This window comes from Cyclobacterium sp. 1_MG-2023, assembly GCF_030546805.1.
Lineage (GTDB): Bacteria > Bacteroidota > Bacteroidia > Cytophagales > Cyclobacteriaceae > Cyclobacterium.
Genome location: NZ_JAUOPC010000009.1, coordinates 49,933 through 67,445 on the forward strand (window position 1 = coordinate 49,933; position 17,513 = coordinate 67,445).

General features: G+C 37.8%; 16 protein-coding genes. 4 read left to right on the forward strand and 12 right to left on the reverse strand.

The features are described from left to right. The first annotated feature begins 71 nt into the window (after window positions 1-71). Window positions 72-1,115 (forward strand): PAS domain S-box protein, encoded by a 1,044-nt coding sequence (locus tag Q4534_RS15020; protein ID WP_303613967.1) that lies wholly within the window; start codon window positions 72-74, stop codon window positions 1,113-1,115. 13 nt (window positions 1,116-1,128) lie between these two features. Here the strand turns inward: Q4534_RS15020 and rffA are convergent, their stop codons facing one another. From rffA to cmk, 9 genes are all read right to left on the reverse strand, one after another. Next, window positions 1,129-2,259, reverse strand: a complete 1,131-nt coding sequence (gene rffA / locus Q4534_RS15025; RefSeq protein ID WP_303613968.1) for a dTDP-4-amino-4,6-dideoxygalactose transaminase — start codon at window positions 2,257-2,259, stop codon at window positions 1,129-1,131. A 1-nt stretch (window position 2,260) separates the two neighbouring features. Then, window positions 2,261-2,881: a DUF502 domain-containing protein gene (locus Q4534_RS15030; protein WP_303613969.1), complete on the reverse strand. Its 621-nt coding sequence runs from the start codon at window positions 2,879-2,881 to the stop codon at window positions 2,261-2,263. 108 nt (window positions 2,882-2,989) lie between these two features. Then, window positions 2,990-3,601, reverse strand: coding sequence for an NADH:ubiquinone reductase (Na(+)-transporting) subunit E (nqrE, locus tag Q4534_RS15035; RefSeq protein ID WP_014020035.1), 612 nt, complete (start codon window positions 3,599-3,601; stop codon window positions 2,990-2,992). 13 nt (window positions 3,602-3,614) lie between these two features. Beyond that, on the reverse strand, window positions 3,615-4,298 hold the full coding sequence (locus Q4534_RS15040; RefSeq protein ID WP_303613970.1) for an NADH:ubiquinone reductase (Na(+)-transporting) subunit D: 684 nt from the start codon (window positions 4,296-4,298) through the stop codon (window positions 3,615-3,617). A 27-nt stretch (window positions 4,299-4,325) separates the two neighbouring features. After that, window positions 4,326-5,093, reverse strand: a complete 768-nt coding sequence (gene nqrC, locus Q4534_RS15045) for an NADH:ubiquinone reductase (Na(+)-transporting) subunit C (protein WP_303613971.1) — start codon at window positions 5,091-5,093, stop codon at window positions 4,326-4,328. After that, a complete protein-coding gene (locus Q4534_RS15050; RefSeq protein WP_303613972.1) occupies window positions 5,080-6,282 on the reverse strand; it encodes an NADH:ubiquinone reductase (Na(+)-transporting) subunit B in 1,203 nt (400 codons plus the stop codon). The genes nqrC and Q4534_RS15050 overlap by 14 nt, the downstream gene beginning before the upstream one ends. A gap of 5 nt (window positions 6,283-6,287) precedes the next feature. Next, on the reverse strand, window positions 6,288-7,649 hold the full coding sequence (locus tag Q4534_RS15055; RefSeq protein ID WP_303613973.1) for a Na(+)-translocating NADH-quinone reductase subunit A: 1,362 nt from the start codon (window positions 7,647-7,649) through the stop codon (window positions 6,288-6,290). Window positions 7,650-7,781: 132 nt separating this feature from the next. Continuing rightward, window positions 7,782-8,684, reverse strand: coding sequence for a 4-hydroxy-3-methylbut-2-enyl diphosphate reductase (locus Q4534_RS15060; protein ID WP_303613974.1), 903 nt, complete (start codon window positions 8,682-8,684; stop codon window positions 7,782-7,784). Between the two features lie 4 nt (window positions 8,685-8,688). Continuing rightward, complete coding sequence (gene cmk, locus Q4534_RS15065; RefSeq protein ID WP_303613975.1) at window positions 8,689-9,366, reverse strand: (d)CMP kinase; 678 nt, start codon at window positions 9,364-9,366, stop codon at window positions 8,689-8,691. Window positions 9,367-9,525: 159 nt separating this feature from the next. On the opposite strand from cmk, the gene ade reads away from it, so the two are divergent. From ade to Q4534_RS15080, 3 genes are all read left to right on the forward strand, one after another. Then, window positions 9,526-11,160, forward strand: a complete 1,635-nt coding sequence (gene ade, locus Q4534_RS15070; RefSeq protein WP_303613976.1) for an adenine deaminase — start codon at window positions 9,526-9,528, stop codon at window positions 11,158-11,160. A 27-nt stretch (window positions 11,161-11,187) separates the two neighbouring features. Beyond that, window positions 11,188-12,513, forward strand: a complete 1,326-nt coding sequence (locus Q4534_RS15075; RefSeq protein ID WP_303613977.1) for a HAMP domain-containing sensor histidine kinase — start codon at window positions 11,188-11,190, stop codon at window positions 12,511-12,513. A gap of 768 nt (window positions 12,514-13,281) precedes the next feature. Beyond that, complete coding sequence (locus Q4534_RS15080) at window positions 13,282-14,337, forward strand: sensor histidine kinase KdpD (protein WP_303613978.1); 1,056 nt, start codon at window positions 13,282-13,284, stop codon at window positions 14,335-14,337. A 61-nt stretch (window positions 14,338-14,398) separates the two neighbouring features. On the opposite strand, the gene Q4534_RS15085 is transcribed toward Q4534_RS15080, so the two are convergent. From Q4534_RS15085 to Q4534_RS15095, 3 genes are all read right to left on the reverse strand, one after another. Next, window positions 14,399-15,463, reverse strand: a complete 1,065-nt coding sequence (locus tag Q4534_RS15085; protein ID WP_303613979.1) for a DUF3810 domain-containing protein — start codon at window positions 15,461-15,463, stop codon at window positions 14,399-14,401. A 40-nt stretch (window positions 15,464-15,503) separates the two neighbouring features. Further along, entirely contained in the window at window positions 15,504-16,085 is a 582-nt protein-coding gene (locus tag Q4534_RS15090) for a NifU family protein (protein ID WP_303613980.1), read from the reverse strand. Window positions 16,086-16,187: 102 nt separating this feature from the next. Beyond that, window positions 16,188-17,513, reverse strand: coding sequence for a dicarboxylate/amino acid:cation symporter (locus Q4534_RS15095; RefSeq protein WP_303613981.1), 1,326 nt, complete (start codon window positions 17,511-17,513; stop codon window positions 16,188-16,190).

Consider the following 17,513-nt stretch of genomic DNA (forward strand, 5'->3'; position numbering starts at 1 on the left):
AACATTATTGATTTTAATTTGTTTTAGAAGTTGGCAACTCAAGCTTAATTATATTTTTAGAGAATTTGGAAATGGATCAAGAAGGATATCATTTATTGTTAGTTGAGGATAATTTGGGAGATATCTTACTGATAGAAGAATACCTCCATGAAAAAATCCTTAACCTAAAACTTACTGTTGCAAATACCTTTGAAGAGGCTCAAGAAAATTTAATAGGTGAGGATCATCACTATGATGCAATCATCTTGGATTTGACGCTCCCGGATTTACAAGGTGAGGAGTTGATTTTAAAAATCAAAGAACTTGCAGAAGATGTCAGTATTGTGGTTTTGACAGGCTATTCCAGTTTAGAATTTGGAATGAAATCACTTTCACTAGGGGTTTCTGATTATTTGTTAAAGGATGAGTTGACACCCACTTCTCTCTACAAGAGTATAATTTATAGCATAGGTAGATACAGGATTTCACGACAACTCAAGCATTCTGAGTTAAGGTATAAGGAATTGTTTCACCTTAGTCCCCAGCCCATGTACCTTTACAACTTGAAGACTATGGAGTTTATTGATGTCAATAAAGCTGCTGTGGATCATTATGGGTACTCGAAGGAAGAATTTTTGAAAATGAATCTCAAGCAGATTAGGCCCGAGTCTGAAGTTCCCAAGTTGGAAAAAACGATTGGCAGCATAAGAGAGGGTAAATTTACCGGTGGACCTAGAATTTTTTCCCATCAAAAGAAAAATGGGGAAATCATTACCGTTGAAATTAAAAGTAGTTTAATCGTTCATGAGGGGATCAAAGCGGAAGTAGTCCTGGCCAATGACATTACCGAGCGTATGCGCTATATCAAAGCCATTGAAGACCAAAACAAACGCTTACAGGAGATTGCATGGATGCAATCACATGTGGTGAGAGCGCCACTTGCCAGATTGATGAGCCTAGTAATGGCATTTGACACCTTGGAAGAAGATGTAGGTAAAGAAAATTTTCATCAAATGATAATGGACTCGGCTGTTGAGCTGGATGATATTATTAGAGATATTGTTAAGAAAACGGATAAGGTTAGTTTAGAGGCTAAAATGAAAGAAAAATTTGATCCCAGCACAGAAGAAAAGTAACAGCGTTTAAAAATTAATTTAATAGCAATTGTTTGAGCTTGTCGGTATCAAGGTTGGAATATAGAGGAAACCTAATCAAGCGCTCACTGAATTTATCGGCTTGGCATAAATTAATTTTTTTGAAATTTTGGGACAGATAATAGGGGCTGGAATGCAAACTTTGATAGTGGAATACAGCCAATATTTTTTTATGTTTAAAAAAGTTGAGTACCTGCTCTCGGTGTTTCAAGTTTTTCGCCAAGGCATAATACAAATGAAAATTATTCCCTGAATGCTTTGGGACAGTCATCCATTCTAAATCAAATTCTTCCAATAATTTTGGTAAATTGTCTTGGTGCCAGTGCCATACTTTTTCTCGTGACGCCTGAATTGCCTCAATTTGCTCCAATTGTGCCCATAGCCATGCTGCGTTAATCTCTGAAGGGGCAAAAGCACTTCCTAGGCTTATCCATTCGTATTTATTTGCTTTGCCTAAGGCAAAGTCTTTTTTGTTTGTTCCTCTGTTCCAAACCAAATTGGCTTTGTCAATAAATTTGGCATCATTAATCACCAGCATGCCTCCTTCTCCACAGCTGATGTTTTTGGTTTCATGAAAAGAAAAAGTGGCGAAATGTCCAAAAGAACCTAAAGGCCTTTTTATTTGATTTTTGCCGGTATAATAGCCCTCAATTCCTGCTGCTGCATCTTCCAGTAGGTATAAATTATGTCTTTGGCTAACAGCCAGTAGTTCGTCCATGTCACAGGAGATTCCCCCATAATGAACAGCCACGATGGCCTTGGTTTTGGCTGTAATTAATTGCGGTAAATTTCCTACATCGATTCCCGGATAATCACTTCTACAGTCTGCAAAAACTATCTTACAACCCCGGAGAGCAAAAGCATTGGCAGTGCTTACATAGGTATAACTGGGAAGGATAATTTCATCTCCAAGTTGCAAGTCCATTAGGAGGGCAGCCATTTCTAATGCATGGGTACATGAATGTGTTAGGAAGGTTTTTTTAAAGCCATATTTTTTTTCAAAAAATGACTGGCATTTCCGGGTGTATTTCCCATCGGCTGCCAATTTTCCTTCTTTAGTCGCATCCTGAATGTATGCCCATTCATTTCCTGTAGAGAACGGCTTGTTAAAAGGAATAAGAAACATATTAAATACTATCTGTAGATGGTTTTGGTTTACTTTCAGCCTTATTCAGTTTCGGGTTTTTATAATAATGTAAATCAGAAACACCACCTGAAACGATAAATTTCATAACCTCTGTGCTATTGACATTATAGAGTCGTTCTACATTTTTTCTTGGCACCAGATACAGGTTACCACTGAAATTATAAGAATGAGGAAAGTATACAGCCACCAACTCTTCCTGTCCTATGACCTTCAGGTCATCCTGTGTCATAAAACCCAGTCTTGACATATTGTCTGAAAGCTTTACGATTATAGGGGTATTGAATTTCTTTTTATCACCTACAAAGGCTGACATCAGGTCCTTGATGCTGGTGTAAAGAATATTTACCAAAGGTATTTTAAATACAAGTTTTTCAAGTTCTTCGAAAATGGACTTCGTAATGAATATACTTGTCAAATAACCTACCAGGGTAACAAATACTAGCATGACCAAAATCCCCAAGCCAGGAATATTTACAGGAATAATATTATCTAAAAACTGTACAGTCAGGATGATAATATATCCTGTCAGAAAGAAGGGAACAACGAATAAAAGTCCCCTAAGAAAATATCCTAGAATTCGTTTAGAAGTAAAATCTGACATTTCGAGCAGGCTTAATGTTAATATTGTCTAAAAATCAAAAAACCCTGTTCACTCAATAGAGAACAGGGTTTTTTTGATGAAATATTCTAATTGAATATAATCCTAATTTTATAAATCAATTCCCATAAATGACATAAATGCAATTCCCATGAGACCTGTTATCAACATGGTGATGCCTAGCCCTTTAAGACCATTTGGAACGTTTGAGTATTTTAATTTTTCTCGGATAGCAGCCAAAGCTACTATGGCAAGGAAAAACCCTGTTCCTGACCCAAACCCATATACAGTTGCTTCAGCAAGGGTATAGTCTCTTTGAGCCATGAATAGTGATCCACCCAGAATGGCGCAGTTTACTGCAATTAGTGGAAGGAAAATACCCAATGCACCGTACAATGCTGGAGCAAATTTCTCCACAACCATTTCCACCAATTGAACCATGGCAGCGATGATCGCGATAAACATAATGAATCGAAGGAAAGTAAGATCTATATTGGCAAATGATTCACCAAGAAAAGACAATGCGCCTTCTTTCAACACAAATTCATTCAATAACCAGTTGAGTGGGACAGTGATTGTCAATACGAATATAACGGCAGCACCCAAACCTAAGGCTGTACTTACTTTTTTGGATACAGCCAAAAAAGAACACATACCCAGGAAGTAGGCAAAAACCATGTTGTCAATAAAAATTGACCTAATTGCTAAACTAAATAATTCCATTGTTCCTGATTAATTAATGTTCTACATATCCTGTTTTGGATCTTTGGACCCAAATCAACAATCCCAATATAATGAATGCACCTACAGGTGATACCATAAGACCGTTGGTTGCAAGCTGGAAATCTTCGCCAAACAATCTGGAGACATAATCGAAAACAGGTACGCCAAATACGGCTCCTGATCCCCATAATTCTCTAAAGAATGCGACTGTAAGAATGATCCAAGAATAGCCCAAAGCGCTTCCAAACCCATCCAATATAGAGTCATATGGTTTGTTACCAAGAGCAAATGCTTCTAAACGTCCCATAACGATACAGTTGGTAATGATTAGCCCTACGAAAACAGACAATTCTTTGTACATATCGTATGCGAAGGCCTTTAACACCTCATTAACCAGAGTTACCAAGGTTGCTACAACAGCCAACTGAACAATGATCCTTACTCGTCCAGGAATCTTATTCCTCAATAAGGAAATGGTTAAGTTGGACATTACTACCACAAAAATAACCGACAAGGCCATTACCAAGGTAGGCTGCATTTGTGTGGTTACTGCCAAGGCAGAACATATTCCCAAAACCTGAATGGTGATAGGGTTGTCGTCCACCAAGGGGTCAGTAATTAGCTTTTTTCTCCTTTTAGAAAGAAAAGCTTCTGTATCCTTTACTTTTATTGCTTTTTCAGCGGTTTCTGTACTCATAATTTCTTTCTATTGAAATTTTTACAATTAATTCATAGCCACTTTAGAACCACCTTCTTTTATTTTTTCCATATAGGACTGGTAATGCTGAAGGTAGTTTTTTAGCATATTGTTGACACCATCACCTGTAATGGTTGCTCCGGACATGCCATCAATTTTGTGTGGGTCTTCTGAGTAATCTTTACCTTCACCTTTCTGCATATTTACGGAAACAAGTTCACCTTGCTCATTGTAGATCGATTTGTCTTTGTACCGTTGTTGCACTTCAGTTGTGGTGATTCTGGCGCCCAATCCCGGGGTTTCACCCGCATGTGAAAGGGTAACACCTTCAATGGTATCCATATCAGTTTTTAAGGCCACATAGCCCCAAATACTGTCCCATAATCCACTACCATATACCGGTAAGATATAGGCAAGAGCAGTTTCTTCACTTCCTTCGTCTAAGAAAATAAATACAGGATACAATCTATCTTCAGGAGCTTTTTTGTAATTTTTACCAACATCTACTGTTTCTGCAGATACGGCAACTCCGTCTTGTTCCTCAACTTCCTCTCCGTTAATGTTGACTACTTTTGAAGAAATTCTGCTGGCGTAATACTCATTCACCTCTTCAGGTTTCATTTCGGCTATTTGTTCAGCCGGCAATACTGCACCTAGAATTTGTTTTTTAGTATCAAGTTCTTCAGCTTTCTTTTGAATTGGCTTTAAGAGTTCGGACGTACCTGACAATAATAAACCCAATACGACGGTCAAAATGACCGAAAATGTAATGATATATGCGTTAGACTGTTGCACGTTGTAACCTCCTTTTCTTGTTAGCTTTAACTACATAATAATCAATAAGCGGTGCAAATACATTCATAAATAATACCGCTAGCATGATGCCCTCAGGGTAGGCAGGGTTGGTAACCCGAATAATAATTGTGAGGACACCTATAAGTAAACCATAAATCCATTTTCCAGATTCCGTCTGAGCGGCTGAAACAGGATCTGTAGCCATAAATACTATACCAAAAGCTACACCTCCCATTACCAAATGGTAATGCGCCGGCATGGCCATAAATTCATTCACTGCTAGGGCTTGCATAACGATTGCCATAAGGTAAGCACCAGCAAATCCACTGAAGATTATCTTCCAGCTACCTACACCTGTAAATATTAAAATTGCAGCTCCGATTAGGACCATCAGTGTAGAAGTTTCTCCAATTGATCCGGGGATAAATCCCATGAACAAGTTTTGGAAGCTAAACATATTGTCCATCAATACTGAGTTATGACTGGCCAAATTAGCTACTGCATTCACTCCCTCTTGTCCGGATTGGTAAGCTACAGCTAAAGCAGTGGCACCTGAAAATCCATCAACAGGCATTTTGTCTCCTAAATAGGTCCAAACCTGATCACCTGAAATTTGTGCGGGATAGGCGAAATATAAAAATGCCCTGGCAGTCATTGCCACATTTAGAATATTCATTCCTGTTCCACCAAAAACCTCCTTGGCGATCACCACAGCAAATACCGTTGCCAATGCAACTTGCCATAATGGGGTAGTTGCAGGAACCACCAATGGAATCAACATCCCTGTTACCAAGAAACCTTCATTGATTGGGTGCTTTCTGACCACGGCAAAAATTGCCTCAACTATACCTCCTGCGGTGTACGCTACCAATACAATTGGCAAAACTAGAGTCAATCCTAGTACAAACTTGTCACCAAAGGTGGCCGCTTCACCTACTGCTAAATAGTGCAGGTGGCCGGTATTGTATATACCAAACAACAAACAGGGTATCATGGCAATAACCACTGTAATCATCATCCTTTTCAGGTCGATGGCATCTTTTACCTGTGCGCCTTTTGTGGCAGCAGTATGGTTGGGTGAAAACATAAATGTTTCTCCTGCCTCATACAGGTAATAAAGATTTTCCAATTTTCCTCCCTTTTGGAATAAGGGTTTCTGTTTATCCAACAGATCTCGTAAAAACTTCATATTTCTTAACTGTATTGAATGAGTTCTATACCTTTTCTAATTAATTGCTGAACCGGGTGTTTGGACACATCTACAAATTCACACAATGCAAGATCTTCTTCTATTACCTCGTAAATTCCCAACTCCTCCATTTCATCAAAATCTTCTGCCATGATGGCTTTTAGTAGATACACAGGGTAAATATCCATAGGTGTAACTTTTTCAAAAACCCCAGTCTGTACAAATGCTCTAGGTTCCCCTCTTACATTGGAATCCAGTGCATATTCCTTTTTCGGAAATAGGAAGGACAATAGTCCCAATGCTTTGTGAAAGCTTAGTTTATCGGTGGTAGGTTTCATCCAGCCCATGAATTCATAATAATCACCTTCAGGGATGATCGTAACTTGGTGCTGGTAAAAGCCTAGATAACCTTCTTGGCTTATTTTTTCTCCAGTTAAAACATTTCCGGAAATGACCCTGAAATGATTGGATTTGGTATTGCCTTCTACATAACTATCTACACAGCTACCTATATAGGTTTGGGCATAGGAAGGATTTTTTACTTCAGAACCTGTGATGGCTACCAATTTGGAAGCATCATAAATTCCGTTGATCAATAATTTACCAATTTGAACCACCCCAAAAGGGTTGATCGTCCATAAAGTTTCTCCTTTATTGATTGGTGCGGTATTGTGAATTTGCACACCAACATTTCCAGCAGGATGAGGGCCTGAAAAAGTAGTAGTTTCAACTCCTTGTATAGCGCTCAATTCTGTTGATTTATTGTCAGCAGACAATCCTAAATAAACCTTACCATCAGTAAGTTTTTTTAGGGCATCTATTCCTGCCTGAAAATAATTGCTTTGACCTTTCAGAATATAATCATAATCTGGTGCCAAAGGGTGAGAATCAAACCCGGAAATAAATATGGCACGAGGGTTGTCATCAGGATTTGCTACAATTCCGTAAGGCCTTTGAATAATTTGAGGCCAAACACCAGAAGTAGTAAGTTTATCAACAATTGTCTCTCTGCTCGCCGACTTTATCCCTGAAGAGGTTAATTTCTCAAAGTTTTCAAAATTAATTTCGCCGTCAGCAAGGATTTTTATTTCCAATAACTTTCTTTTCTCTCCTCGTTTTATTTCGATGATTTCTCCTGATACAGGTGCAACATACTTTACCTTTTCCAGTTTTTTATCAAATAAAATAGGAGTGCCTGCCTTTACCGTATCACCTTCTTTCACAAGGACCTTAGGTCTTTGCATTCCGATGAAATCTGTGGGCTTGATGGCAAAGGTTTTGACAGGTTGATAATCACCGACTTTTTTTTCGGCTTTACCTACCAGGCGTATATCAAACCCTCTTTTAAGCTTGACTTGTTTTGACATATTTAATTTTTGAAACTTTTTGATCCTATGAAAAACGCCTCAAATCTAATAAATTACATTAGTTATTAGAAGATAATTCGGCGATTATTTAGCTATTTTTTATCTGTAAAACCCAATTATTTTAACGGATTCTTAATTGTTTGCCTTGATACTGATTTTATTATAAGATAAAATGTGTTCTTTTACCTGATCCATTAACCACATTGGTGTGGATGTAGCCCCGCAAATGCCTATTTTATCTTCCGGATTGAGCCAATCTAAGTTAATCTCTGCTTCATTTTCTACAAAATAACTCCTTGGGTTGATGTGTTTACACACTTGATACAAAGCTTTCCCATTTGAGCTCTTTTTTCCTGCTACAAAAATTATTACATCATTGTCTTTGGAAAATTTTTGGAGTTGAGGTTCACGGTTAGATACTTGACGGCAAATAGAATCATTGGCATTGAAATCCATTTCTTCCATGCTCCCTCTTGCTTCTTTTATCCGAGCTTCAATTTTTGCCTTCAACTCGTAAAAACCCTTCGTGCTTTTGGTAGTTTGACTGAACAAGGTTACAGGTCTGGAAAAATCAATTTGGTCCAAATCTTCATCATCCATTACTACAATTGCTTTTTCAAGCGTTTGGCCGGTAAGACCAATCACTTCTGCATGCCCTTTTTTACCATAAATTACAATTTGACCATCCTGACTTTCCATCTTGTCAAAGGCACTCTTTACCCGATGTTGTAATTTTAATACCACGGGACAAGAAGCATCAATTAGCTCAATATTATTTTTGATGGCTGTTCTGTAAGTTTCCGGTGGTTCGCCATGGGCACGAATCAGGACTTTGCAATCATGCAATTCTTCTAAGTTTTCCCTGTCAATAACCACCAAACCCTTGTCACTTAGGCGGTTTACTTCCATGGCATTGTGCACAATATCTCCAAGGCAATAGAGCTTAGAACTGCTTTCCATCTCATCCTCTGCCATTTGGATTGCGTATTCAACACCAAAACAATATCCGGAATTTTTATCTATTGTGACTTCCATAAAGTTAGTTCATTCTTTCCTTGGCCAATTCAATTATTCTTGACACCTGCTCCTTAAAATCAAGATAACTGGTATCAATCTCTACGGCATCTATTGCTTTTTTTAATGGGCTTACTGATCTTCCAGAATCTATCTTATCTCTTGATTCAAGATTTTGCTTAACGATATCTAAACTAATTTTTTCACCTTTTTCTAAGAGCTCTTTCTGCCTTCTTTCTGCACGTATGGTGGTGTCTGCAGTCATGAAAATCTTTAGCTCGGCATCGGGGAAAACAACAGTGCCAATGTCACGGCCATCCATTACAATGCCTTTTTCATTGCCCATGCGTCTTTGGATATCCACCATGGCTTGACGAACAATTGATAATTTACTTACCTGACTCACATAAGTAGATACGGCCATTCCCCTGATTTCACTTTCTACATTTTCTCCATTCATAAAAATTTCCTGAATACCTTTGGCTTCATTGAAATGAAAAGTAATTTTTATGTCTTTAAGGGCTTTGTTAACTTCTTCAGTATAAGTAATTTCTGTATTGTTTCTTAAAAAATATAGGGTTACTGCCCTATACATGGCGCCGGAATCCAAATAAGTATATTGCAGAACCTTTGCTACAGCTTTGGCTGTAGTGCTTTTCCCGCATCCTGAATACCCGTCGATGGCAACGATAATTTTTTTCATTAAAGAAAAATGAAATTGCTTACTGCTTTCCTTTTCAATGGCAAATATAGTATATTTATAAGTATTCTTGGCAGTATGCTTTATTTGAATTGATTTTTATTCCCAATAAAGGATCTGTAACATGAAAAAGAAATGGGTTATTTAAATTTTTAGGTAAGAATGTCTAAAGCTTTTAGTGTTAAAGGTAAACTTGTTGATATTGATAATCGGGAAGTTTATCCTGTAAAAGTTCAGGTGTCCGATGGTAAGATCAGCAAGATAGTTAGGATCGATTCTTCACCCGATCAATACATTCTTCCGGGCTTTATAGATGCACATGTCCATATTGAGTCTTCCCTGCTAATACCTACAGAATTTGCTCGCCTGGCCGCTGTTCATGGAACTGTGGCCACCGTTTCTGATCCCCATGAAATTGCCAATGTTTGTGGACTCAAAGGAGTGGAATATATGGTTGAAAATGGGAGGCTATCTCCATTTAAGTTTTTCTTTGGTGCCCCCTCTTGTGTGCCGGCAACACTGTTTGAAACAGCCGGGGCTACTATCGACAGCACTGAAATTGCCAAGCTCTTAAAGCGGGATGACATTTATTATTTGGCTGAAATGATGAATTGGCCGGGAGTGCTTTCAGGAGATGCTGAAGTTTTGAAAAAAATTGAATTGGCCAAGAAATTTGGTAAGCCTGTAGATGGTCATGCTCCTGCATTGAGAGGAGAGAAGGCTGTTAAATATATTAATGTTGGGATATCTACTGACCATGAATGTGTCGCGTTAGATGAGGCCCGATTTAAGGCTCAAAATGGGATGAAAATAGCGATAAGAGAAGGGAGTGCTGCGAAAAATTTTGATGCCCTGATAGATTTGATTGATGAATTTCCTGATCAAATAATGTTTTGTTCAGATGACAAACATCCCGATAGTTTGTTATTAGGACACATCAATCAATTGGCTGCTAGGGCGGTAAAAAAGGGGAAAGATCTTTTTAATGTTTTAAAAGCATGCTGTATTACTCCCGTTCAGCATTATAATATTGGAGTAGGTAGATTAAGACCCAATGACCCTGCTGATTTTGTAGTAGTTAAAGATTTAGTTAATTTTAATGTTTTAGAAACCTATATCTCAGGAACTTTGGTAGCCAAAGAAGGCCAAAGTAAAATATTATCTACCAAGACGGAGTCGATCAATAATTTTAAAGCTTATCCGGTTTCTGCCAATGATTTTGAATTGGATCATCAGGGAGGAGAGGCTAAAGTGATAGTGGTGGAGGATTCTCAATTGATCACCGGAACAATTGCCTGTGAAGTGCCTGAAAAAGATGGAAAAGTAAGGGTGGATATTAATAATGATATCTTAAAAATTGCCATCATCAACAGGTACCTGCCCAATGTAAAGCCGGCTGTAGCTTTGGTTAAAAATTTCGGATTAAAAAATGGAGCTATTGGCTCATCTGTAGCCCATGACTCACATAATATCATAGTAGTGGGCACAAGCGATAGTCTGATGGCCGAAGCAGCCAACTTAATTATCAAGGAAAAGGGAGGGTTATCAGCTGTAGGGCCCACCGGAAGCAAGGTTTTGAACTTGCCTGTGGCAGGATTAATGAGTAATTCAGATGGATTTTCGGTTGCAAGTAGTTACATTGAAGTAGATAAAAAAGCGAAAGAGCTTGGATCTGGCTTGCAGTCACCTTTTATGACCTTGAGTTTTATGGGCTTATTGGTAATCCCACATTTAAAATTAAGTGACAAAGGATTGTTTGACAGTGACTTATTTAAGTTTGTAAAAGTTTTTGGATAGAGGAAAGCATTTTAATTAATCATAATTTTGAAAAAAGGTTTTTTGGCAAGGTTAAAGAAGCAGGGTAAGAATTTGTTTTTCTGGGACAAGAGTCCGTCCCTAGAAATACAAGTTTTCAATGCTGCCTTGGTTATTTTAATTGTTTTTGTCCTTTTTCTAGCCATAATTAACTTATGGTTACTGAACTATAGTTTGGTGAAACTTTGCATAATAGTTGCAACCAGTTTATCCTTTTTTATCTATCTATTGCGGGTGAGGCATGCCTTTAAAACAGCTTTTTATTTGGCAAGCTTTAGTACATATCCGATTTTACTCTTTAATTTCTATCACAATGATGGTATAATAGGCCCCACTTTTTACATTCTTTCTTTGATTCATTTGCTGGTCCTTAGCATCGTAAGGACAAAGCATTATACTTTCTGGAGTTTCCTGAATGTATTGTTTTACTTCTTACTTTACTGCTTTGGCCTTTATTATGGAGAACTGATACCAAAAAATTATAATAGTCAGTTTGAAATTTTAACCGATCATTTGCTTACTTATTGTGCCTCCATTCTTGGTATTACAATGATAATGTTTGCCATGAAACGCTTTATTTCGATTCAGAAACGAAAGGTGAAAGAAAAAACGGTGGCTTTATTAAAAATAAATAAAGACCTGAAACAAACCAACAACCAAAAAGACAAAATTATTGCCATTATTTCCCATGACTTGAAGAACCCTCTTCAATCCATTATACAAACCCTTGAGTTAATTAATTCAGGAGACCTTACTGAGGAAGACATTAAGTACCTTCGTCAGGAATTGCTGAAAACCACCAAAAACACCTACAAAATGATGGAAGATATATTGGAATGGTCTTCTTTTGAATTAAAAAATGCAGCTAAAAGGGAAAAGAAAATACACATTAAAGACCTCATTGAAGATACTGTAGAGATTTTGAATGTGATTGCCAAGCAAAAAAGCATAGATTTGGAGGTCAATTACCATCAAAACCCTCTATTAAATTTAGAAACAGATCGGCTGCTCCTTATTTTTAGAAATTTGGTGCAGAATGCCATAAAGTTTACGCTTTCAGGCGGGCATGTTATGGTTGATATTTACAGTCAAGAAGAACAATTGACCCTGCAGATAACGGATAATGGGGTTGGAATTTCTCCCAAACGCTTAGAGACTATCTTCGAACAAGATATAAAATCTACTTACGGTACCGAACAGGAGAAAGGAACTGGTATGGGGCTTCATATGTGCTTTCAAAGTGCCCATATGCTTAGCGGGAAATTGGAGGTGGAAAGTAAAGAAGGAGAAGGTTCAACCTTTAAGCTAGTGATTCCTACAGGAATTAATACCTAATTCTTCTTGGAAATCTTTTCTATAGTTTAGCAATTTTCTCTGCATTTTTTTACTAAAATTAGGTGTAATATTTTTCACCGGTAATTTTATAGAGGCTAAAGGAGCATATATCAGGCTTTATTTAAATTCCCTCTTTGTCCAATCATGAAATAAGCGATACTATTGATTATATTAATCCTCTGAAAGGCTGTTCTTAATAATTGTATCCGGACTTGCCACCTGACTATTGTCACTATAGTTAAAATCCTTTGCTAACTATTAAACGAATAAAGGAAAAAATATATCCTTCTAATGGTTTTTTGATAACTAAAGATTATATTGAAGTTGCTTAAAAGGCAACGGGCTTGGGGGACTCATTTTTTGTGCACTTTATGACCTTATATATTACTGCATTGATGGTTATTCCTCATCTTTAATTATGCATTTAGGTTAGTGGGCGAGGAGTCTTATATATATTCAAAACTATTTTTTTGTATAAATGTAAATACTTAATGATATATTTTGATAGAGCGTTACTGGACAAAAATTAGAAGATTAGGCAAACATTTGTTTTACCTGGAGGGAGACCCATCCATGGAATTACAGATTTATAATGCGCTTTTGATTATTACTATTTTCAGCTGTCTTATATTCGTTATTTTTAATTTGGTTTTATCCAATATTGTATTGCTATGGGCTAGTCTGGGGGCGGCACTGTTTCTATTAGGCTGTTTTTATTTATTAAGGGTGAAAAATGCCTTTAAAACATCTTTTTATCTAGCTCTTTCAATGAGTTATCTTGTTTTTGTCTTTACTTTTCTAAACCATGAAGGAATTTATGGGCCAACATTTTACATGCTTCTACTTGTGCATTTAATTATTCATAGCATTGTGAAATTAAAGTACCATTTTTTTTGGAGTATAGTTAATGGATTGTTTTTTTTAGGCCTTTTTTATATTGGCCTTTACCACGATGAATTGATTACACAAAGTTATACCAACAAGGATGCCGTTTTTATTGATCATGGCTTTACTTATATTGTTACCATAATTGGGTTTACCTTATTGATAAATAGTGTTAGGCAATTTTATGAAAATCAAAGAAGTAAAGTGAAGGAACAAACGGTTGCTATGGCTAAGACCAACAGTAGCTTGCAGAAGACAAGTGCTCAAAAGGACAGAATCATTACCATTATTTCACATGATCTTAAAAATCCCTTGCAGTCGATTATTCAAACCTTAAAGCTGGTGAATTCCGGAATGCTTGATGAAGAAGAAGTCAAACTCCTCAATGAAGAATTGTTAAATACAACCAATCGGACTTTTCAAATGATGGAGAATATTTTGGAATGGTCCTCCTTTGAATTGAAAAATGAAACTTCTCAAATAAAAAAAATCCTAATAAAAGACCTTATTGATGACACGGTAGAGATTTTGAAAGTAATTGCCAGACAAAAAAAAATAAACATTGAGGTCAATTACCATAAGAACCCATTGGTTAACATAGAAACAGACAGGTTGTTGCTTATTTTCAGAAATTTGGTGCAAAATGCCATTAAGTTCACGCCTGCTGATGGGTTAATTGTTATCTCAATAAATAGCGAAGAAGGTTTCTTAATACTTGAGGTGTCGGACAATGGGATAGGCATTTCGCCAGAAAGGTTAAAAAATATTTTTGAGCAAGACATAAAATCTACCTATGGAACGGAACAAGAAAAGGGTACCGGAATGGGGCTCCATTTTTGCAATCAAAGTGCGCATAAGCTCAGTGGGAAATTGGAGGTGGAAAGTACAGAAGGAAAAGGTTCAACCTTTAAGCTAGTGATTCCTACAGGAACTCATTAAAAAGCATTATAATAAATTTTTAATTTAATAACCCGCCCCCTCTTAGAAGAAAGTTTCACCATCATTGTTTTCCTTTCCAAGCATAAACAAGCATGGGGAGTTGGGCATAACTCCTTACACCGGCCTTTACCCCCTGAGACTTTAAATACAAATCGTTTGATCTTCGGCTCAGCTCCGAAGCAAAGGGAACAATGGCTCGGTTGCTTTCCTGAATTTCTCTTATATCATTTTTTATTGGCTCAGGTATGTGTACCAGAAATTCCTTATATCGCTCACTATCCATTCTGTAAAGATCATTGAGCTGATACCTAAATAACTTCATGGTCGCAGCGTATTGAAAAAAGGCCTTGGAACTTTGGGAGCAAACCAACCATGCCATAAAATTTGCCTCTCCCTCATCGGTTATACCAAAACCATGTGCCAACTCGTGTGCCATAGTAAAACCTTTTTCCAATGGATGAAGACTTGGGTCCAAGTAAGCTTCTCCTGTAAAAGGGAAATATATACCGAAAATCCCAAGCCTCCTTAATGTGCCTTCCGGGTAAAACTGCTTGACGACCGGAGAACCTTTCCCTCCATGTTCCCATTCTCTAAGCACCGACTTCATTTCATCTCTGATCATGGAAGCTTGAGTAGAAAAATCGGGAGTATCAGCCCAATTTGTCGAATCCGACTGTACCTTATCTCTTAAAATTTGGAGAGACTGTTGCGTGGACTCCATTTCTGTAATTAATAAGCCGGTAGAAAGAGGGCTTGGGCTTAACTCAAGTTTTTGGTACAGTGGTACGCGGTAGTAATTGTATCCCCAAAAAAACAGAAAGGAAAAAATTACAAGACCCAAGAAATTTAAAATAATCCTGGAAAACAAGAAAAAGCCTTGCTTCCGGCTTTCCAACTTGAAAAGCTTTCGAACAAAGCGATACCCTAAGTAAATAAGGAGAATAATTAAAAGGTAAAGCGCAGGAAAAGGTAAAAGTAGAAGGGTATGATCAAGAAAGGCCCTAACCAAAGGGTAAAGGCCGGTTGTATACCATTTTTCTGTATGAAAGGGGGATGATGCAGCAAAGTACCTAAACAAAAGCGCAATTATCCCAAGGTATACACCTGTCCATTTGCCAATCCTCATCTGCCTATTCAAGTGTATAGATGTAGAAAATTACCAAGGCTTAAACACCCTCAGCTTCCACACTTTTTACTTCCGGTAACATTCTTGTCAATAGGTTCTCAATACCTGCTTTTAGTGTAACGGTACTCGAAGGGCAACCGGAGCAGGCACCCTGCAATAACACTTTTACAACTCCGTCTTGAAAACTATGGAAGACAATTGCTCCTCCATCTTGTTCTACAGCCGGACGAATGTATTCATCAAGTATGCCTTTGATTTTTTTGACAACCTCACTGTCATTCTCATCAAAAAGTGGATCAGAATCAAATTGAGTGGAGATGGGTTGTTTGCCACTTTCTAAAAAGTTTTTGATTTGATCTCGAATATGTTGCTGAATGTCTTCCCAAGGAATGTCACCTTTCTTGGTAACAGTTACAAAGTTGGAGGCAATGAATACCCTTTCTATTGCAGCATAATTAAACAGCTCCAATGCAAGGGGAGAATTTGCCGCACTTTCTTCGTCCGGAAAATCAAAACTTACCCCATCATCTGTCAACATAAAATTGGCGACAAATTTTAATGAATTTGGGTTTGGGTTTGCCTCCATGTACAGGTGTACGGGTCTTTTTTGTGCTTCTAACATTATATCGCTATTATAAATTCTTACTATTTTTCCTGTGTAATCTTAGAACGAAAGTGAGATCATCTTGGTTCGAATGACAGAAAATAATGGGGTTTTACTTAATTAGGAATTGGTTAATGGATTTGATTTTCTTATCAATCCATCAGGCAACTCACCCTCTGTAGAGGCCACTACCGTACATACCATGGCATCACCTGTCACATTGACTATGGTTCTAAACATGTCCAAAATCCTATCCGGGGCCAAAATTAAAGCGATTCCGGCAGAAGGTACACCAATAGACTCCAAAACAATGATCAACATAATAATACCGGCCCCCGGAACACCGGCTGTACCTATGGAGGCTAAGGTAGCTGTCATCACAATCATCAATTGTTGGCTAAGACTAAGGTCAAAACCCATGGCTTGAGCGATAAATACCGCAGCTACACCTTGATATAAACTTGTTCCATCCATATTGATGGTGGCCCCAAGGGGCAACACAAAGCTACTTATTTCTTCGGATACACCGATTTCCTCTTCCACTTGTTTCATGGTTACAGGTAAAGTAGCAGAGCTAGAGCTGGTAGAAAATGCCAATAATTGGGCCGGTTGCAGCGCCCTAAAGAAATCCAAGTATTTTACCTTGGTGAAGATTTTGAGAATCATGGGGTAAAAGAAGACTACCATTAATAGTAAGCCTCCGATAACCACTACACTGTATTTCAATAAGGCCAGGAGTAATTCTACCGCGGAATCGGGGTTGTCTCCGGTGATATCTACTATTAATGAGGCCATCAAAGCAAATACTCCATAGGGTGCTAAAATCATGATAAAGCCCACAATTTCGATAATGACATCATTGATGCCTTCAAAAAAAGCTATTACAGGAGCAGATTTTGCCTTGGGGATTCGAATCAATGCGATCCCCATAATGATTGCAAAGAACACCACCTGCAACATCATCTCATTGGCTGCAGCCGCTTGAAAAACATTTTCAGGCACCATGTCCACCAAAGGTTTTAAGGGACTTTGTTCTTTGAGCTGCTCAGCTTCTTGGGATTTACTTCCGGCAGTTTCATCATACAATTCCATCAGCTTCTCTCTGGTTTCAGAGGGAAGACTTCTGCCGGGATTGAATAGATTCACTAGGAGTAAACCAACGGTTACGGAAAGTGCTGTAGTGAAAATATAGGTCAATATTGTTTTACCTCCGATTCTACTTAGCTTAGTAATGTCTCCTAAATTGGACACACCTACGATTAGCGAAGCCAGCACCAAAGGAACGGCTATCATTTTAAGCGCAGTTATGAAAATGGTACCTATAGGTTTGACGAAATCATTAATGAAATCCGGAGAGATTCCAAATTTCACAACACCCAAGCCAACCAACAATCCCAAAATCAGCCCGATGATTATTTTGGTGTGCAGTGGTATTTTTCTTTTCAT